This is a genomic window from Prevotella sp. oral taxon 475 (assembly GCF_018127805.1).
Classification (GTDB): domain Bacteria; phylum Bacteroidota; class Bacteroidia; order Bacteroidales; family Bacteroidaceae; genus Prevotella.
Genome location: NZ_CP072334.1, coordinates 2,032,580 through 2,049,198, shown reverse-complemented (window position 1 = coordinate 2,049,198; position 16,619 = coordinate 2,032,580). Strand labels below are relative to the sequence as shown.

Here is a 16,619-nt window from a genome sequence, read left to right as displayed (position 1 = left end):
GTTTTGCGCAGCTTAACGCATGTACCACAATCCACGGTGTTGCACCATAGGCACGACGATTTCTTCACGACTGCTGTCGGCGAAAGTGAGCAGTAGGAAAGCGTTGGCTGTGTGCAGGGCGGTGTCTACCGTGGCTCGAGTGAGGTGTACACCGGCTAAAGAGCCTCGCTCTCGGGTTTGCTCGGCGAGAAACATTTTGGCATTCTCGATCAATTGCTGCCGGTAATTGGTTGGGATGCTATCGGGGCGATAGAAGCCGTCTACATATTCGGCATACTGTCCTTTGGCGAGTTGTTGATAATACGTCTTGGCTGCCGCTCCGGCCACATCTTCAGGGCTTGTCCGGTCGGTGCAAGCGATCAGTAGTAACGGTGCGGCCAGAGCCCAGATTTTTGTTTTCTTCATCGTTCCGAGGTTTTGAATTTGGGTGCAAAGTTAAGGGATTTAGTTGAGAAGTGAACGAGTGGGCAGGCGAACGGGTTGACAAGTGGATGAGTCGACCTGTTGACAAATGCACCGTGAACGAGCTGACAAGTTATGAGTAGAGTCGTGCTGCCGTCGAAATGTTCGACAAACAGGGCCATTTCTTGATTTCGGACTAACAGACTACGTTGCAAACGATTGTTCGTCCAATAGTATTGGGCATACCAAGCGATAGAAAACAAATTGCAAAAGCTAAGAGACTACATGGCGAAAGCTAAGAAAACGCAGCCTAAAAGCTAAGAAAATGGGTTGCAAAAGCTAAGAGAATGTAAGGGGCCTTGTAAGAGAATGAATTTCAACGGATTAGAAACTCGATTTGCTATTCTATCAGAACCGGATAGAATCCTTCCGTTCCGGGCGAAGGCATTGGGAGTTAATAGCGCGAGCGTTCACGCCCGGCATCAATTCGTAGAAAGATAAACAAGAGTAATGTAAATCCCCACAAACTCGAACCGCCATAGCTGAAGAGGGGCAACGGGATGCCGATGACGGGCGTAAGGCCCAACACCATTCCCACGTTGATGAAGACATGGAAGAGAAAGATGCTAAGTACGCAATAGCCATAAACCCGACCAAACCGCATGGTCTGCCGCTCGGCCAGGCGAATGAGCCGCAAAATGAGCGCGAGGAAGAGCAACAGTACGGCGGCTGATCCCACAAATCCTTCTTCTTCGCCCACGGTACAGAAGATGAAGTCGGTGTCTTGCTCGGGCACAAACTTGAGTTTGGTTTGTGTCCCATTGAGAAATCCTTTGCCTTTGAGCCCGCCCGAACCGATGGCAATTTCGCTTTGGTGCACGTTGTAGCCAGCACCGGCAAGGTCTTGCTCCAAACCTAAGAGCACGTTGATGCGCACACGTTGATGTGGCTCCATAACGTTGTTGAGGACATGGTCGGCCGAGTAGAAAAAGCCCACCGAGAGAATGGCAAAAAGGGCAACGTAAAGGTAAGGCTGTAGTCGGGCGTGTAGAGCCTGGTAAAGCAGATAGAGCACCAACACAACGGTCAGCCCAAGCTGTATCTGCGTGACATCGAACGGAAACAGATAATGCGATACGAGCAGCGAGAGGACGGTGAGGAGGAGGATAACGGCTGTAAGTAAGCGGGTGCGACTGCGGTCGGGGCGGCAATAGACTTGCACCAGTCCTGCGGAAAACAGTTGCACCAGGGCGAGCACGGCAAACTTGCCCAGCGAGGAGGGGGTTGACCACAGTTCGACGGCTTCGAAACGGATGCCTACGACGAAATAAATCACCATCGCTACACCGGTGAAGAGGATGCTACCGGGCATTCCCTCGCGGTAGAACATCAAAAAAAAGGAGAGATAGACCAGAGCCGAACCGGTTTCTTTCTGCGCTACGATGAAGACCATCGGCAGCAGTATTACGAGACAGGAGACAAGGAAGTGCCGCCAGTTGTGGATGTTGAAACCGTAGGTGCTCATGAGTTTGGAGATGGCCAGGGCAGTGGCGAACTTGGCAAACTCGGCGGGCTGCAGTCGGAGTGGCCCGAGTACGAGCCACGAACGCGAGCCTTTGATTTCGTGCGGGTTGAAGATGGTGGCAAAAAGTAGCAGCAGAAGGAGGGCGTAGATGACGTAGGCGAAGGTGTCGTAGAAACGATCGTCGAGCATCAGTAGCACGAAACCTAAGCAGATAGAGGTGCCTATCCACACGATTTGCATGCCCGAACGGGTGGAGAGACTGAAGATGTCGGTGTCTCCGTAGGTGTAACTGGCTCCGCACACGCTCACCCACCCGAAAGTAAGTAGGGCGATGTAGATGCCTATCGTCCACCAATCTAAAGAGCCGAGAATGCTCGACTGCTTATCTGTTGCTCCTGCCATAAGCTATTCTTCGATTTTGGAAGTCTCGTGCCCGTGCCTCCGAAGCTTCTGAGAGTTTTCCTTTGAGATATTGTTCCATCATCAGCGACCCAATGGGCACGCCGTAATCGGCTCCGAATCCACCATTCTCTACGTATACGGCGATGGCGATTCGGGGGTGATTCATCGGTGCGAAACCCATAAAGACGGAGTGGTCTTGACCGCGGTTCTGGGCTGTTCCGGTCTTGCCGCACACTTCATAGTCGGCTCGATTGGCTGCGCGGCAGGTTCCACCGAGCACCGAAGCGCGCATGCCTGCTACCACATAGTCGTAAGCACGCCGACTGGCCTTGGTGTAATGGCGACGCGTAAAGAGGGTGTCGAGCGGTTCGCCTTTCACCTTGCGCACCACATGCGGCACGTAGTAGTAGCCGCGATTGGCGATGGTGGCTCCGAGATTGGCTATTTGTAGCGGCGTGAGATTTACTTCACCCTGTCCGATGGAGATGCTGATGACGGTCAATCCGTTCCAAGATCCTCGATAGTTCTTGTCATAAAAGCTGGCATTGGGAATGAGCCCGCGTTTTTCGCCGGGCAGATCGATGCCGAGCTTGTAACCGAATCCCATACTGACCATGTAGTCGCGCCAGGTATTCATCGCTTCCTGCACGTTTCGGTAACGCCGACGGTTGGACATCATCTGGAATAATCCCCAACAGAAGTAACTGTTGCACGAGGTGCTCAACGCTCCGACAAGGGCCACGGGCGAGGCATGTCCGTGACAACCCACATGCAGTCCGCGATAGTTGAAGCCGTGATGACAAGGGAATTGTGTGGTGGGGGTAATGATGCCTTCGGTCATGTAGGTGAGTCCTTGAGACGTTTTGAATGTAGACCCCGGCGGATATTGCCCCATGATAGAACGGTTGAGCAAGGGTTTCCAAACATCTCGCGATAGTTCCATGTGATGCCGACCACGCTGTCGGCCTACCATCAGTCGCGGGTCGTAAGTGGGCGACGATACCATGCAGAGCACTTCGCCTGTAGCAGGCTCAATGGCAACGATACTTCCTATCTTCCCTTCCAAGAGTCGCTCTCCCAAGGCTTGGAGCTTGATGTCGATGCTTAGGGTGAGGTCTTTGCCTGCTACGGGTTTACGGTCGAATTTTCCGTCCTGATAGCTACCTTGAATTCTTCCGTGGGCATCGCGCAATAAGATTTGTACACCTTTTTCGCCACGCAACTGTTCTTCGTAGCTGCGCTCGATGCCGAGCTTTCCGATGTAGTCGCCCGACTGATAGTAGTCGGATGCTTCGATGTCACTTCTCGAAACCTCGGCCACATCGCCTAAGACGTGAGCGGCATAGGGGTACTGATACTGTCGGATACTGCGCTTTCGTACATAAAAACCGGGGAAACGGAAGATTTTCTCTTGGAATACGCTGAACTCTCTGTCTGATAACTGGCTCATAAAGAGCTGTTGGGTGAAGCGTGAGTAACCGGGATTCTTCGCTCGATCTTTGATTTCTTCCATTCGGCGTATGAAGAAGTCTTTGGTGATGCCCAATGTGTTGCAAAACTCTGCGGTGTCGAGCCTCCCCTTCTCTTCGTTCATCACTACCATGATGTCATAAGCCGGTTGATTATAAACGAGCAGACGCCCGTGTCGGTCGGTAATAACGCCGCGCGAGGGAAATTCAATTTTCTTTAGGAAAGCATTACTGTCGGCGTTCTTTTTGTAATCGTCGCTAAGAAGTTGAAGCGTGAATAACCGGATGAGATAGACAATCACAATGAATGTTGCCACCCCACCAATCACCAATTGCCGCTTTTCAAGTTCAAAATCTTTCACGCTTTGATTTCTATCTGCTTCTGAGATTGTCTAACGCCAACACTAATACGAGCGTCAATGCCGCGCTTCCACCGATGCAGTAGAGCCACTGCACCCAGTTGAAGAATGAAAACATCTCTAATGAAAAAAAGGTAAGACAGTAAAACAGAATAAGAATGGTCGCGAGAACCACGTAACGAAAGGTTCCTAACGACTTCATGGAGGGCACCAAGTCGTCTGCGCTTTCCCGTTGCAGGAAAGGTTCGAGCAGATAAGGACGTAAAAAGGCTGCCAATGTCATTGAGGCAGCGGTCACTCCGGGTGTGTTCGAGAAAATGTCGACAGACAAACCCAGTCCGAACGCCCATAGCAACATAGCCCATTTGGGATAGTTGCGCGGAAATAACAACACCATATATATATATAATAAAGGTGTTGCACAACCGAGGAGGTGGATATGGTTCAGCACTAGCACCTGTACCAGCAGAAAAACGAAAAACAATCCGATGCTCCTTAAAATGCTCATGCTCATTCTTCTATCTCATATCTTTTGTTTGATTCCGCTCACGAATAGACGCAATCTTTTCGCACTTACCTATCATCTCTCTTTCAAGGAGTCTTGTACAGCGTTCATTACTCCAAGTCTCTCTTCCATTCCCGTGTTGTCAATCACGCATACGTCTCGTAAATTACCGAAGTCGGTTGCCAATTTTACTTGCAATCGGTAGGACAATCCATTGGGTGAGTTGAACACGTGCAAAATCTTTCCTACCATAATGCCGGGCGGAAAGATGGAAGAGTAACCGCTGGTGACAACGTTCATGCCCAAAGCAAAGCGTGCATGCCTTGGAATGTCGTCGACATAGGCTAGCTCCGGGGATCCTCCTGTCCAATGCAAATAACCAAAATATCCCCGACCTCTTATCATGCAGCTGATATTGGAATGTGAGTTGAGCACGGGAATAACAACCGAATAGTGTTGCGAAACCATGTAGACCACGCCCACAACTCCACTTCCGCAGGCTACACCCATGTCTTTGCGAATCCCGTCTGCCGCTCCTTTATCGATAGTGATAAAGTTATCGCGCTTATCTAACGAGTTGCTCACTACCTTGGCGGGGTAAAGTTTAAAGCGAGACAGTAGCTGTTGCTGCTCCATATACATACGACTGCTATCTGCCGAGGTTTTAACGTGCAATCCTTGCAAGACCACCAATTGCTGCTCCAGTATTAAGTTGCGCTTGGTCAGTTCTTGATTCACCTTTGTCAGTGCAAAGAAACTCTCCGCATAGGCATTTAGTTCGTACACCTTTCCTGCTACGACATTCGCTGAAGAAAACCACACACTGCCCTGATAACTGTTATACCGAAACAGCAATACCGCACTGACAACTTCCAGCAGAACAAAAAGGAACCAGTGATTGTATTTATCTAAAAAGGCAAGGAGATTCCTCATGCGCCTTTATCTCATCAGGAACGAGAAACGATCTACGTTCTTTAGGGCGATGCCTGCCCCTCTTGCCACGCTGTGCAAGGGGTCTTCGGCAATGTGGAACGGAATGTTGATTTTATCTTGCAGCCGCTTGTCGAGTCCTCTAAGCAAGGCTCCGCCGCCGGTAAGATAAATACCGTTCTTCACGATGTCGGCATATAGTTCCGGGGGGGTGTTCTCTAAAGCTGAGAGCACTGCGTTCTCAATTTTCGCAATGGTTTTATCCAGACAGTGGGCAATCTCCTGATAGCACACCGGGACTTCCATAGGCAAAGCCGTGATGCGGTTCGGCCCATGTACGACATAGTCTTCCGGACCTTCTTCTCCCAAGTCGGTAAGAGCCGATCCCACATGTATTTTAATACGTTCGGCCATCCGCTCGCTCACTTTCACATTGTGTTGTCTACTCATATAGTCTTGAATATCCGCCGTGAGGTCGTCTCCTGCCACGCGAATCGAGTTGTTCGACACGATCCCGCCTAATGAAATGACTGCAATCTCGGTGCTTCCACCGCCAATATCTACAATCATATTACCTTCGGGGGCCTCTACGTCAATGCCGATGCCTATTGCTGCTGCCATAGGCTCGAAGATAAGATAGACATCTCGCCCGTCGGCATGTTCTGCCGAATCGCGTACGGCACGGAGTTCTACCTCCGTACTACCCGAGGGAACACCGATAACCATGCGCAGCGATGGAGAAAACAATCGACTGCCTGTATGCACCATCTTGATAAGTCCCCGCATCATTTGTTCGCAAGCGGTAAAGTCTGCTATCACGCCATCGCGCAATGGGCGAACGGTGCGGATATTTTCGTGTGTCTTCTCGTACATCAGCTTCGCACGTTCGCCAACAGCTATCATTTTGTCTGTACGGCGATCGAGGGCCACAACAGAAGGTTCGTCCACCACAATTTTGTCATCGTTGATGATGATGGTGTTCGCTGTGCCGAGGTCCATTGCAATTTCTTGCATAAAAGAAAAGAATCCCATGTCTCTATTGGTTTTATTTGGAGTGAATTTGTTGAGAATTGCTTGAAGCTACCCCTTCGAAGTAAGCCGCGTTTGCACGTTACTCATGCAGGAGACTCGCATCGCTTGCAAAACTTCACTCCACTTATCATTTTATAAAATATATGCTATCAAAAAGCTTATTGGTGAAAATACGCCAGCGGTCAGTTTGTCACAAACCGTCCTATGCGTTCTGTTCTTATGGCTACGCACAGGTTTCTTCTATCTCTATTTGGAGAACCAACGATGGATAGCCGTATCATACCGACTGCTCACGTTGAATGCTCTCTCAGCAAAAGCCTTGCGTTCATTCAGCTCAGTCTGTGCTCCATTTTTCTTGATGACATCGAGCAACATTCCGTATTCAGCCTTACTGGGGACAATCACCACGTCGTTGAAATTCTTTGCACCGGCCCGGATGAGTGAGATTCCTCCAATATCGATTTTCTCAATAATATCTGCGTCCGACGCACCGCTTGCCACTGTCTGCTCGAAAGGATAGAGGTCTACGATAACCAGGTCGATTGCCGGGATATCGTATTGTCTCATTTGCGCCTGATCCTCTTCATGGTCACGGCGTGCCAAGATTCCTCCGAACACTTTGGGATGCAGTGTTTTTACTCTGCCTCCTAAGATAGAAGGATAGGAAGTGACGCTCTCCACCGTTTGGCACTCATATCCCAACGATTCGATCAGTTGCTGTGTGCCACCTGTAGACAAGAACTTCACGCCTTCTTCATGCAGTTTGGCGAGCAGTTCGTTCAATCCGTCTTTATGATAGACAGAAACTAATGCGGTCTTTATTCTTTTTGTTTCAGCCATAAGCCTTGAATTCCTTATTGCGTTTAGGCCACAAAGTTACGAAAATCCTTGTATAGAAAACAGCGTGCCTCCCTAAAAAACACATTATATATATTAAAAACTTTCTCGGTTTTCTTTTTCTCCTTATCGCTGTAAACTTTTAATTGCCTTCTTCCTCCTGCTCTTCTACTGCCTTGATGCGCTTCTTCGGGGTCACGCCTAACGAGCGCAGACTCTCTATTCGTCGCATTACGTTACCTTTTCCTTCGAATAATTGGTCTTTAGCTTTACCAAAACTGCGGTTCAGGCGGTCTATCTGACTTTCCAAATCGCCGAAAGTGTCTGCAAATCCCGCAACTTTGTCATATAGGTCGGCGGCCGTTTTCACAATCTTTTCTACGTTTTTGCTTTGCCTATCATACTGCCACAGGTTGTAGGCCAGCTGCAACGCCATGAGCAAATTGCTTGGCGAGATGATGATGATGCGCTTCTGATAAGCATAACGACTCAGATCGGGTTGTTGTTTCATTGCTGCGATGTAGCTATTCTCGTTCGGTACGAACATCAATACAAAGCCAATAGCATCAGCCACGAGTTGATCATAGCCCTTTTCGGCCAATTCGTCTACATGTCGCTTCACGCTTCGCGCATGTTCGCGCAGCAAGCGGTCGCGTTCCTGTTCGTCTTCGGTTGCTACGGCTTCCGCATAGGCTGTTAGTGAAACCTTGGAATCAATCACCACCGATCGGCCTTCAGGAAATCTCACCACGACATCCGGACGATAAATACCACCCTCTTCACCCTTCACTGTTTCCTGAACAAAGAACTCTTCGCCTTTTTGTAGTCCGCTGTTCTCAAGCAACATCTCCAGCACCATTTCTCCCCAGTCGCCCTGCGTTTTGTTTTCGCCTTTCAATGCCTTGGTCAGATTGGCGGCATCTGTCCCTATTCGCTCGGTCTGCTCTTTGAGTTGTGCAACAGCCTGGTGTTGTTCTTGTTGAAAAAGCTTCATCGTCGATTCGAAAGCCTTCTGCAATTCCTTCTTGTTCACTTCGTTTTGCATCTTACTTTCATCAACCGATCGCCTGAATTCATCAAACTGTTCTTTGATGGGCTTTAGGAGTTCGTCCATCTGTGTTCGGTTATTTTCTTGCAGACTCTTCTGTTTTTCAGCCAGTTCTTCGGTTGTTGTTTTCAGCATTTCTTGCTTTAGCTTATCCAGTTTGTCTCTCCACTGTCGGTCGTTTTCTTTTCTCATCTCCTCGGCGTGTTCTTTTTCTTTTTCCAAACTTTCATTTGCCAAGTCGATCATCCGTTTTGCATACGCCCGTTCGGTTTCTATTTGTCCCTGTAAGGTGGCTATTTGTCGTTCATAGCTTGCCTTCAGCATTTTTTGCAGGACAAAAACCGCCCCAGCGGCTGCCATAAGAATACCTATAACCAGAATCTCCATTTTATCTTCTTTTTGTTTTTGTGATGGTGATATACAAAAAACATTGTGTCATCGTTCGTTCTCCTTGCAGGAGCACACATGAAACAATGTATGAATGATCGTTGGCGATGGCTTTCCAGCCTCTTTTCTTTATTGTAAAAACAGAGAAAAAAGAACCCTGCAACCCTCAAAAGACAACTATACCTCTTCTGTATAGTCTACATATTCTCCCTCGTTCTTATCGAAAATCTTCCGATTCATCCGTTGCGCAGTCTGGCGGTCGATCATCACTTCTCCGTCTTTTCCGGCTCGTCTTTTTTCCTCATACGTTTGTCCGGCGGTTTTGGTATCGCTGAATGATCGCATCGTCTGTCTGAATATCTTGATGATGCGCTTCAACAAGAAGACCATTGCCACTATCGCACCGATGAAAACGGAAAGCGTAAATACGCCTATCACTTTGAAAAAAGATTCCATCGGCTACTTCTTCGTAAGGTTGACATAAACAGAAAGCGCCACATACCAGGCAATAATGATGGCTAAAGCAAGGATCTTGAAGAGAATGAGTAGCGGAATGCAACTCAACAGGAAGACATATTTCACTTCGTTGCCATGCCATCCCCAATGTTTAAATTTGAGAGCAAACATCGGGATCTCGGCCACCAGCAACCAGTTGCTGACAAACACACCCGCAATGAGCAGTAATCCTGCCCATTCACAGCTTTCCATTTGCCTGTTCAGTCCTAACAGAAGCGACCCCCAGAATAAGGCATTGGCAGGTGTCGGTAGTCCGACGAACGAGGTTGTCTGCCGCTCGTCGAGGTTAAACTTAGCCAGCCGGAGGGCCGAAAAGGCTGCCATGGTAAAGGCTACAAAGGGTAAATAACGCACTAATGGCTTTACCGCCACCAAAGCGAACGGATATTCAGCGCAATACAATTCGTGGAAAAGCATCATCGAGGGGGCCAATCCGAAAGTGATGACATCCGCCAACGAGTCTAATTCTTTACCAATGGGCGAAGAGACGTGCAGCAAACGGGCACTCATCCCATCGAAAAAGTCGAACACGGCTCCTATCACGATCCACAAAAGGGCTAAGTGCAACTCGCCGTAAAGGGCACAAACCACTGCGATGCAACCCGAAATCAGATTGCAACAAGTGATGGTATTCGGAATATGCCGTGTGATCCCCTTCTTCATTCTCTTTCTGTTGTAAAAGTTTTGCGAAGCCCTACACAACTCGATGCGTAAGGTTCCCTCGATTGATTCGTTTTATTTCAGCCTTGCTATCACGGTTTGGTCTCCCGTGGTAAGTTGTCCCATCTTGACGCACACTTCTGTTCCCAAAGGAAGGAACACGTCTACACGCGACCCTAATTTGATGAACCCCAAGTGTTCGTCAATAAAACAGTCTTCTCCCGGTTTGGCATAGGTCACGATTCGTCGTGCCATCGCCCCCGCTATCTGTCGGCAAAGGATGTCCACTCCATCGGGAGTGGTGAGCATGATGTCGGCATGCTCGTTCTCTTCACTGGCTTTAGGCAGCCAAGCTTTGTGAAAGTTGCCGTCCTTGTGTTTGACAAACTTCACTTTCCCATCCACCGGAAACCAGTTGGCATGCACATTAAAGAGGCTCATAAAGATGGACACCATGATACGACGGTCGTGAAAATAGGTGTTTTCTTCCACCTCTTCTATCACGACAATCTTTCCATCGGCCGGAGCAACCACGATCTTTTCTGTCTCTCCGTCGAAATAACGCGTGGGACAACGAAAGAAGTTTAAGAGGATTGCATAGACGATTCCGAAAACACTGAGGAAACTCCAAAAGGGAATTTTCGTCTCAAAAAAGTTCCATAGGAGCGGCAAAATAAGGGCTATTACGGCGAAACCAAGGATCAATGTGGTCGTGCCCTCTCGGTGAATTCGTATTTTTTTGAGTTTCTTTATTTCATTAACCATTCTCGGTAGATGCTAATTTTAGTGTTGCAAAGATAATGATTTTTAGCGCATTAGACAAATACGGCTGTGTTTTTCTTCATTCTACATGCCACTTTGCGCACATTTTTGTTCTTTTTTCTGCATTCTGCAACGATGTGCAGTGGTGCATTTTCTTTAGTTTTAGGATGTCTGGTTCGGCTTTTGTTGCTGCAAGAGGAAGAGTTCTTTTTGTCGTTCAATCTCTCTTTTCAGTTCTTCTTCTGTAGGAAGAAAGGCGAGATATTTGGAGGCGAAGAGCTGCTTGTTGTCTTTTAAAATGGAATAGCGGGCAATATCTTGACTGGTTTCCGAGCAAAGCAGGAGCCCCAGGGTGGGATTGTCGCCCTCTGTACGAACCAACTCGTCGTACATCCGCACATACATGTCCATCTGTCCTACGTCTTGATGGCTGATTCGTTCGGTTTTGAGATCAACGAGGAAGAAACATTTAAGGATGTAATTATAGAAAACCAGATCGACGTAGAAGTCGCCCATATCGGTAGCGATGCGCTTTTGACGTGCCACAAAGGCAAAGCCGCGCCCCATCTCCATGATAAACTCGCGTATATGATCGAGAATGGCGTGCTCTATTTGCGATTCATTGTAGCTGAGGTCCGACGGGAGGCCTAAGAATTCGGCTATAATCGGACTTTTAATAATCTCGTCCGGTTGGGCTTGCAGGCTTTGTGTGCGTTGTTTCATCTCTGCCATCACCTCTTCTTTTCGGGGCGAACGTAGCAGTCTGTAGTAGTATTGCGATCCGATGTTACGGTCGAGCGTGCGTGTGCTCCACATCTCTTTTGCCGCTTCACGCATGTACCAATAACGCGCATCCTCATTGTCTACGCGGAGTAGGGTGCGAAAATGGGTCCAGGAAAGATTTGGTACGCGTGCGTGCCAAATCTCTAAATCATTGAACATCAGGTAGAACTGTCGATAATTGCGTAAATCCCTTGCTTTATATCCCATAGGGAATTCTTTCGAAAGCGACTCTGCCAAGAAGTCAATCAGCTGTATGCCATACGCTGCTCGTTGCTCTCCTTGCTGTTCTTCTTCCACAATGCGTCGACCCACCTGCCAGTAAGTGCGTATCAATATGGCATTAGCCCCTTGATAGGCCGTCTGCCGTCCTTGTGCAATAATGGCTTTCACGTCCGATAACACTGCGGCTGTCCATGGCGCAACGGTTGTCTCTGGATAGGTCAAAGGTTGTTGGTCTTGTTTGGTTTCCATTGTTTCTTCAGTTTTTTCATTGGTGATGGGGCTCTTCATTGTTCATCAGTTAGACAGAGGCCTATTGCCGATCAGCAAACGAAAAAACCCGTTGTTGTGTTTGCAAATGTAATCATTTTTCATAAAAATATAAAGTTTTTTCGCTTCTTTCCTATTCAGAATATTTGTGTTTGAGTGGAGTTGAAACAGTAATGGTATTCTTTTCTTAATGCGAATTATAAATCGCTGTGAATCAGGAACTTATAAAATGTATTTCAAAAGCTAAGAAAACGTGATGCAAAAGCTAAGAAAATGCATCGCGAAAACTAAGAGATGGGAACGTAAAAGCTAAGCGTATGGTGAAAGCCTTGCTGATTTTCAACCAAAAGTTTCTGTTTTTCCGAGAAACAACGACGGGATGATAAAAAACAATTGAGCTGTACAACTGGCGAGGATTTGTGAGAAAAGGAGGGTGGGGAGATGCTGCTTGGTTAACAATTGAATGAAAAAATGTAATTATTGATTACCTTTGCAGCGTTTTATTAATCTATTATTATTTATGTATCAATTGTATTTTAAAAGACAGCCGGCCATTCGTTTTTCAAGGTTCAGCCGTAAGGGCTATGCGCTCTTCGCTTGTCTGGGTCGCGAGGTGCTGGTAGGAGTGTTGAGCGTAGCTACGCTTGCGAATGCCAAAGCCGAGGGAATCGGGGCGAAAACGGAACTGGCGACAGATTCGTTGACTCGACGCGAACTGAAACTCGACGAGGTGGTCGTGACGGGCTCACGTGCTCCGCTCACAGCTCTGCAATCGGCCAAAATGGTGACTGTCATCTCGCGCGACGAGATTCGCCGTGCAGCAGCCACAAGTATTCAGGACATCTTAAAACTGGCTCAGGGCGTGGACGTGCGACAGAGAGGGCCGATGGGTGTTCAGACGGATATTTCGATCAATGGTGGCACGTTCGATCAAATCACCATTCTGCTCAATGGCATGGACATCGGCAGTCCGCAGACGGGACACAATGCAGCCGATTTCCCGGTGGCTCTCGAGGATATTGAGCGCATCGAGGTGTTGGAAGGGGCGGCAGCCCGTGTGTTTGGCTCTTCGGCTTTCAGTGGAGCAATCAATATTGTGACGCGGCGCGAGGCGCAGAACTCCTTAGGACTCTCGAGTGAAGGTGGATCCTATGGAACGATAGCTGCGGGTGGCTTTCTCAATTTGGCTACGGGGAAAGTGCGACAACGAATGAGCGGTGGCTATGGACAGTCGGATGGCGGAACGGAAAACACGTATTTTCGCATGCGACGCACCTTTTATCAAGGCGACTTCTCCGGTCGGAGGTTCGACCTTTTCTGGCAGGCCGGGATTACATCGAAAGATTATGGTGCTGGTACGTTCTACGGTTTGAAGAGCGATAACCAGTATGAAGCCACACGGCGACTCATTGCCTCGGTGGGCGGAAGGCTGCGGGGACTACCGGCTTCGCTCGTTGTGGAGCCGATGCTTTATGGGCATCGCGATTGGGATCATTATCAATGGATAAAAGGAAAAACCGGGGCGGCGGCCGGAGAGAATTTCCATCGCACGGATGTCTACGGGGCTTCGCTCAATATGCATCTGGTTTGGGCACTGGGACGAACGGCTTTGGGAGGCGACCTGAGGAGAGAGCGCATCCGGAGTACGGCTTATGGCGAGCGACTCTCTCCGGAAGATTGGCGTGGCATCCATGGTAGTAGTAGGCAGTATGAGCGACTGGGTGAGCGTACAAACACAAGTATTTTCTTAGAACATGATGTGGTGCTTCGCCGATGGACGCTTTCGATGGGACTGTTGGCTAATGGCAACTCATGGCTTGGAGGTGGTTTGCGATTTTATCCGGGTATAGACCTGGCGTTTCGACCGGCAACGGGATGGAAGTTGTTTGCTTCTTGGAACAAGGCATTGCGGCTACCTACCTATACGGACTTGTATATCAGTAATCGTGCGCAGATGGGCGACCTGCACTTGCGGCCTGAACGGGTGTCTACTTTCCGACTGGGAGCGAATCTCCGGCAGACGGGATGGGAGGCTCGGACGGGTGTATTTTATAGTCGGGGGCGCGATATGATCGATTGGGTGTTCGAGACATCGGCTTCCACTCGTTATCATGCTCTCAACATAGGACGACTGGACAACATGGGGGCATCGGTCGACGTGAAATGGTTGCCCCGTGAGTGGTGGCCGCTCTGTCCCATTGCGTCGGTGCGTTTGGGCTATGCGTATATCCATCAGCGGCATGATACGTCGCAGCCTATCTTCCGATCGCTCTATGCATTGGAATATCTGCGGCATCAACTCACAGCAGAGGTAGACCATCATCTTTTTTCGCGTCTCTCGGCTCACTGGGCTTTGCGCTGGCAGAGGCGCATGAATGGCTATCACCCTTATGCGAAAATCGACGGAAAATTGCTGTGGACGGCACGCCGCTTCTCGCTTTTCTTGCAAGCAGATAATCTTACAGCGCATCGCTACTACGACCTCGGCGGTGTTCGACAGCCGGGATTGTGGATAATGGCAGGAGGAAATGTGAGGTTTTAGTGAATCGGTTGGCAAGTTAACCAGTTAACAAGTAGATGAGTTAACGAGTTAACAAAATGACGAGTTGACAAGGAAGTTACCCATGTGGGCGTTCCTGTCAACTCGTCAATCTAATCAATAATCTTCTTGTTAACCTGTCAATTCATGACCTTGTTCAATCATTAATTGTCTTTATTCAGGCGTTTGCGTTCATTATGGTCGAGTGTCATCTTACGAATACGCATGCTTTTGGGCGTAACCTCTACAAACTCGTCCCCCTTGATGTATTCTAAGGCCTCTTCCAACGACATGATAACCTTGGGAATGACACGTGCCTTGTCGTCGCTTCCGCTGGCGCGCACGTTGGTTAGCTGCTTAGATTTGGTTACGTTGATAACCAAATCGTTGTCGTGAACATGCTCGCCAACAATCTGTCCGTAGTAAACCTCTTCTCCTGGATCGATAAAGAATTTGCCACGATCTTGCAACTTGTCGATGGAGTAGGCGAAGGCAGTACCCGTTTCCATAGCAATCATCGAGCCATTGGTGCGTCGCGTAATCTCACCTTTAAAAGGTTGGTACTCTTTAAAGCGGTGGGCCATGATGGCTTCACCCTGACTGGCAGTGAGAACGTTGGTGCGAAGGCCGATGATACCACGTGATGGCACGTCGAATTCTATGTTCACGCGTTCGCCTTGTGTTTCCATCGAGGTCATTTCGCCCTTTCGGCGTGTCACCATGTCAATCATTTTGCTGGCAAACTCTTCGGGAACGTTGATGGTTAGTTCTTCAATGGGTTCGCAACGCTGGCCGTCAATCTCCTTATAGATAACCTGTGGCTGACCCACTTGCAGCTCGTAGCCCTCGCGGCGCATGGTTTCGATGAGCACCGAGAGGTGAAGCACGCCACGTCCGCTAACAATCCAGCGGTCGGTATAGTCTTCAAAGGGGCGTACGCGCAAGGCGAGGTTCTTCTCCAACTCCTTTTCTAGTCGGTCGTTGATGTGGCGCGAGGTAACAAACTTACCTTCTTTGCCAAAGAAAGGGCTGTCGTTGATGGTGAAGAGCATGCTCATCGTGGGTTCGTCGATAGCGATTGGCGGCAGTGGTTCGGGCATTTCAAAGTCGCAGATGGTGTCGCCAATCTCGAATCTTTCAAGTCCGATAACGGCACAGATATCTCCGCTGTCCACGTGATCGGTCTTAACGTGTCCCATACCTACGAAAGTGTGTAGCTCCTTGATGCGTGTGCGTTCCTTTTCGCCATTGCGATGCACCACGGTAACGTTCATTCCGTCGGTGAAAGTACCGCGATGAACGCGCCCCACAGCAATTCGACCCGTGTAACTGCTATAGTCTAGCGAGGTGATAAGCATCTGCGGCGTACCCTCAATCTGTCTTGGGGCAGGTATTTTCTCAACAATCTCGTCGAGCAAATAGTCAATATTGTCGCTGGGTGCTTTCCAATCGGCGGCCATCCAACCGTTTTTGGCCGAGCCATACACCACGGGGAAGTCTAGTTGATCTTCTGTGGCGTTGAGCGAGAACATCAAGTCGAACACCATTTCATACACTTCTTCGGGTCGGCAGTTAGGCTTATCCACCTTGTTTACCACCACGATGGGCTTCAATCCCAGTTGTAAGGCCTTCTGCAAAACGAAGCGCGTCTGCGGCATAGGCCCTTCGAAAGCGTCGACGAGCAGAATGCAGCCGTCGGCCATGTTTAACACACGCTCCACTTCACCACCGAAATCGGAGTGCCCCGGAGTGTCAATGATGTTAATTTTTACGCCTTTCCACGTAATCGATACGTTCTTCGACAGGATGGTTATACCCCTTTCGCGTTCCAAGTCGTTGGCGTCCAGCACCTGTCCGCTGTTATCCTGCCCTTCGCGAAAGAGTTTTCCAGCAAGCATCATCTTATCAACCAGCGTGGTTTTTCCATGGTCCACGTGGGCGATGATAGCTATATTTCTAATGTCTTGCATTGTC

General features: G+C 48.9%; 14 protein-coding genes. 1 reads left to right on the top strand and 13 read right to left on the bottom strand.

What is annotated here, in order from left to right; translation table 11 throughout:
- Positions 1–12 precede the first annotated feature (12 nt).
- The 12 genes from J5A66_RS08080 to J5A66_RS08025 all read right to left on the bottom strand — a co-directional run bounded on the left by J5A66_RS08080 (position 13) and on the right by J5A66_RS08025 (position 12,088).
- Positions 13–405 (bottom strand): hypothetical protein, encoded by a 393-nt coding sequence (locus J5A66_RS08080; protein WP_211790128.1) that lies wholly within the window; start codon positions 403–405, stop codon positions 13–15.
- A gap of 451 nt (positions 406–856) precedes the next feature.
- Positions 857–2,329: a rod shape-determining protein RodA gene (rodA, locus tag J5A66_RS08075; RefSeq protein ID WP_211790127.1), complete on the bottom strand. Its 1,473-nt coding sequence runs from the start codon at positions 2,327–2,329 to the stop codon at positions 857–859.
- Positions 2,310–4,160, bottom strand: coding sequence for a penicillin-binding protein 2 (gene mrdA, locus J5A66_RS08070; protein ID WP_211790126.1), 1,851 nt, complete (start codon positions 4,158–4,160; stop codon positions 2,310–2,312). The genes rodA and mrdA overlap by 20 nt, the downstream gene beginning before the upstream one ends.
- A 10-nt stretch (positions 4,161–4,170) precedes the next feature.
- A complete protein-coding gene (gene mreD / locus J5A66_RS08065) occupies positions 4,171–4,671 on the bottom strand; it encodes a rod shape-determining protein MreD (protein ID WP_211790125.1) in 501 nt (166 codons plus the stop codon).
- A gap of 66 nt (positions 4,672–4,737) precedes the next feature.
- On the bottom strand, positions 4,738–5,595 hold the full coding sequence (gene mreC / locus J5A66_RS08060; protein WP_211790124.1) for a rod shape-determining protein MreC: 858 nt from the start codon (positions 5,593–5,595) through the stop codon (positions 4,738–4,740).
- 6 nt (positions 5,596–5,601) lie between these two features.
- Entirely contained in the window at positions 5,602–6,624 is a 1,023-nt protein-coding gene (locus J5A66_RS08055) for a rod shape-determining protein (RefSeq protein WP_211790123.1), read from the bottom strand.
- A 246-nt stretch (positions 6,625–6,870) separates the two neighbouring features.
- The gene (locus tag J5A66_RS08050) at positions 6,871–7,464 is read right to left on the bottom strand and encodes an IMP cyclohydrolase (RefSeq protein WP_211790122.1); all 594 of its coding nucleotides are present in this window, start codon (positions 7,462–7,464) and stop codon (positions 6,871–6,873) included.
- Positions 7,465–7,603: 139 nt separating this feature from the next.
- Positions 7,604–8,833, bottom strand: a complete 1,230-nt coding sequence (locus tag J5A66_RS08045; RefSeq protein WP_249109953.1) for a DNA recombination protein RmuC — start codon at positions 8,831–8,833, stop codon at positions 7,604–7,606.
- A gap of 240 nt (positions 8,834–9,073) precedes the next feature.
- Complete coding sequence (locus tag J5A66_RS08040) at positions 9,074–9,352, bottom strand: DUF4834 family protein (protein WP_211790120.1); 279 nt, start codon at positions 9,350–9,352, stop codon at positions 9,074–9,076.
- A 3-nt stretch (positions 9,353–9,355) separates the two neighbouring features.
- The gene (gene pssA, locus J5A66_RS08035; RefSeq protein ID WP_211790119.1) at positions 9,356–10,075 is read right to left on the bottom strand and encodes a CDP-diacylglycerol--serine O-phosphatidyltransferase; all 720 of its coding nucleotides are present in this window, start codon (positions 10,073–10,075) and stop codon (positions 9,356–9,358) included.
- A 72-nt stretch (positions 10,076–10,147) separates the two neighbouring features.
- Positions 10,148–10,837: a phosphatidylserine decarboxylase family protein gene (locus J5A66_RS08030; RefSeq protein WP_211790118.1), complete on the bottom strand. Its 690-nt coding sequence runs from the start codon at positions 10,835–10,837 to the stop codon at positions 10,148–10,150.
- A 159-nt stretch (positions 10,838–10,996) separates the two neighbouring features.
- Positions 10,997–12,088 (bottom strand): YhcG family protein, encoded by a 1,092-nt coding sequence (locus tag J5A66_RS08025; RefSeq protein ID WP_211790117.1) that lies wholly within the window; start codon positions 12,086–12,088, stop codon positions 10,997–10,999.
- A 538-nt stretch (positions 12,089–12,626) separates the two neighbouring features.
- Between J5A66_RS08025 and J5A66_RS08020 the strand changes: the two genes are divergently transcribed.
- Positions 12,627–14,648 (top strand): TonB-dependent receptor, encoded by a 2,022-nt coding sequence (locus tag J5A66_RS08020; RefSeq protein ID WP_211790116.1) that lies wholly within the window; start codon positions 12,627–12,629, stop codon positions 14,646–14,648.
- Positions 14,649–14,809: 161 nt separating this feature from the next.
- Here the strand turns inward: J5A66_RS08020 and typA are convergent, their stop codons facing one another.
- On the bottom strand, positions 14,810–16,615 hold the full coding sequence (typA, locus tag J5A66_RS08015) for a translational GTPase TypA (RefSeq protein ID WP_211790115.1): 1,806 nt from the start codon (positions 16,613–16,615) through the stop codon (positions 14,810–14,812).
- Positions 16,616–16,619: the final 4 nt, after the last annotated feature.

Excerpts from the sequence above, each read along its gene's own strand:
- J5A66_RS08080 (WP_211790128.1), bottom strand. The coding sequence starts at position 405 with ATGAAGAAAACAAAAATCTGGGCTCTGGCCGCACCGTTACTACTGATC.
- rodA (WP_211790127.1), bottom strand. The coding sequence starts at position 2,329 with ATGGCAGGAGCAACAGATAAGCAGTCGAGCATTCTCGGCTCTTTAGAT.
- mreD (WP_211790125.1), bottom strand. The coding sequence starts at position 4,671 with ATGAGCATGAGCATTTTAAGGAGCATCGGATTGTTTTTCGTTTTTCTG.
- mreC (WP_211790124.1), bottom strand. The coding sequence starts at position 5,595 with ATGAGGAATCTCCTTGCCTTTTTAGATAAATACAATCACTGGTTCCTT.
- J5A66_RS08055 (WP_211790123.1), bottom strand. The coding sequence starts at position 6,624 with ATGGGATTCTTTTCTTTTATGCAAGAAATTGCAATGGACCTCGGCACA.
- J5A66_RS08050 (WP_211790122.1), bottom strand. The coding sequence starts at position 7,464 with ATGGCTGAAACAAAAAGAATAAAGACCGCATTAGTTTCTGTCTATCAT.
- J5A66_RS08045 (WP_249109953.1), bottom strand. The coding sequence starts at position 8,833 with ATGCTGAAGGCAAGCTATGAACGACAAATAGCCACCTTACAGGGACAA.
- J5A66_RS08040 (WP_211790120.1), bottom strand. The coding sequence starts at position 9,352 with ATGGAATCTTTTTTCAAAGTGATAGGCGTATTTACGCTTTCCGTTTTC.
- pssA (WP_211790119.1), bottom strand. The coding sequence starts at position 10,075 with ATGAAGAAGGGGATCACACGGCATATTCCGAATACCATCACTTGTTGC.
- J5A66_RS08030 (WP_211790118.1), bottom strand. The coding sequence starts at position 10,837 with ATGGTTAATGAAATAAAGAAACTCAAAAAAATACGAATTCACCGAGAG.
- J5A66_RS08025 (WP_211790117.1), bottom strand. The coding sequence starts at position 12,088 with ATGGAAACCAAACAAGACCAACAACCTTTGACCTATCCAGAGACAACC.
- J5A66_RS08020 (WP_211790116.1), top strand. The coding sequence starts at position 12,627 with ATGTATCAATTGTATTTTAAAAGACAGCCGGCCATTCGTTTTTCAAGG.
- typA (WP_211790115.1), bottom strand. The coding sequence starts at position 16,615 with ATGCAAGACATTAGAAATATAGCTATCATCGCCCACGTGGACCATGGA.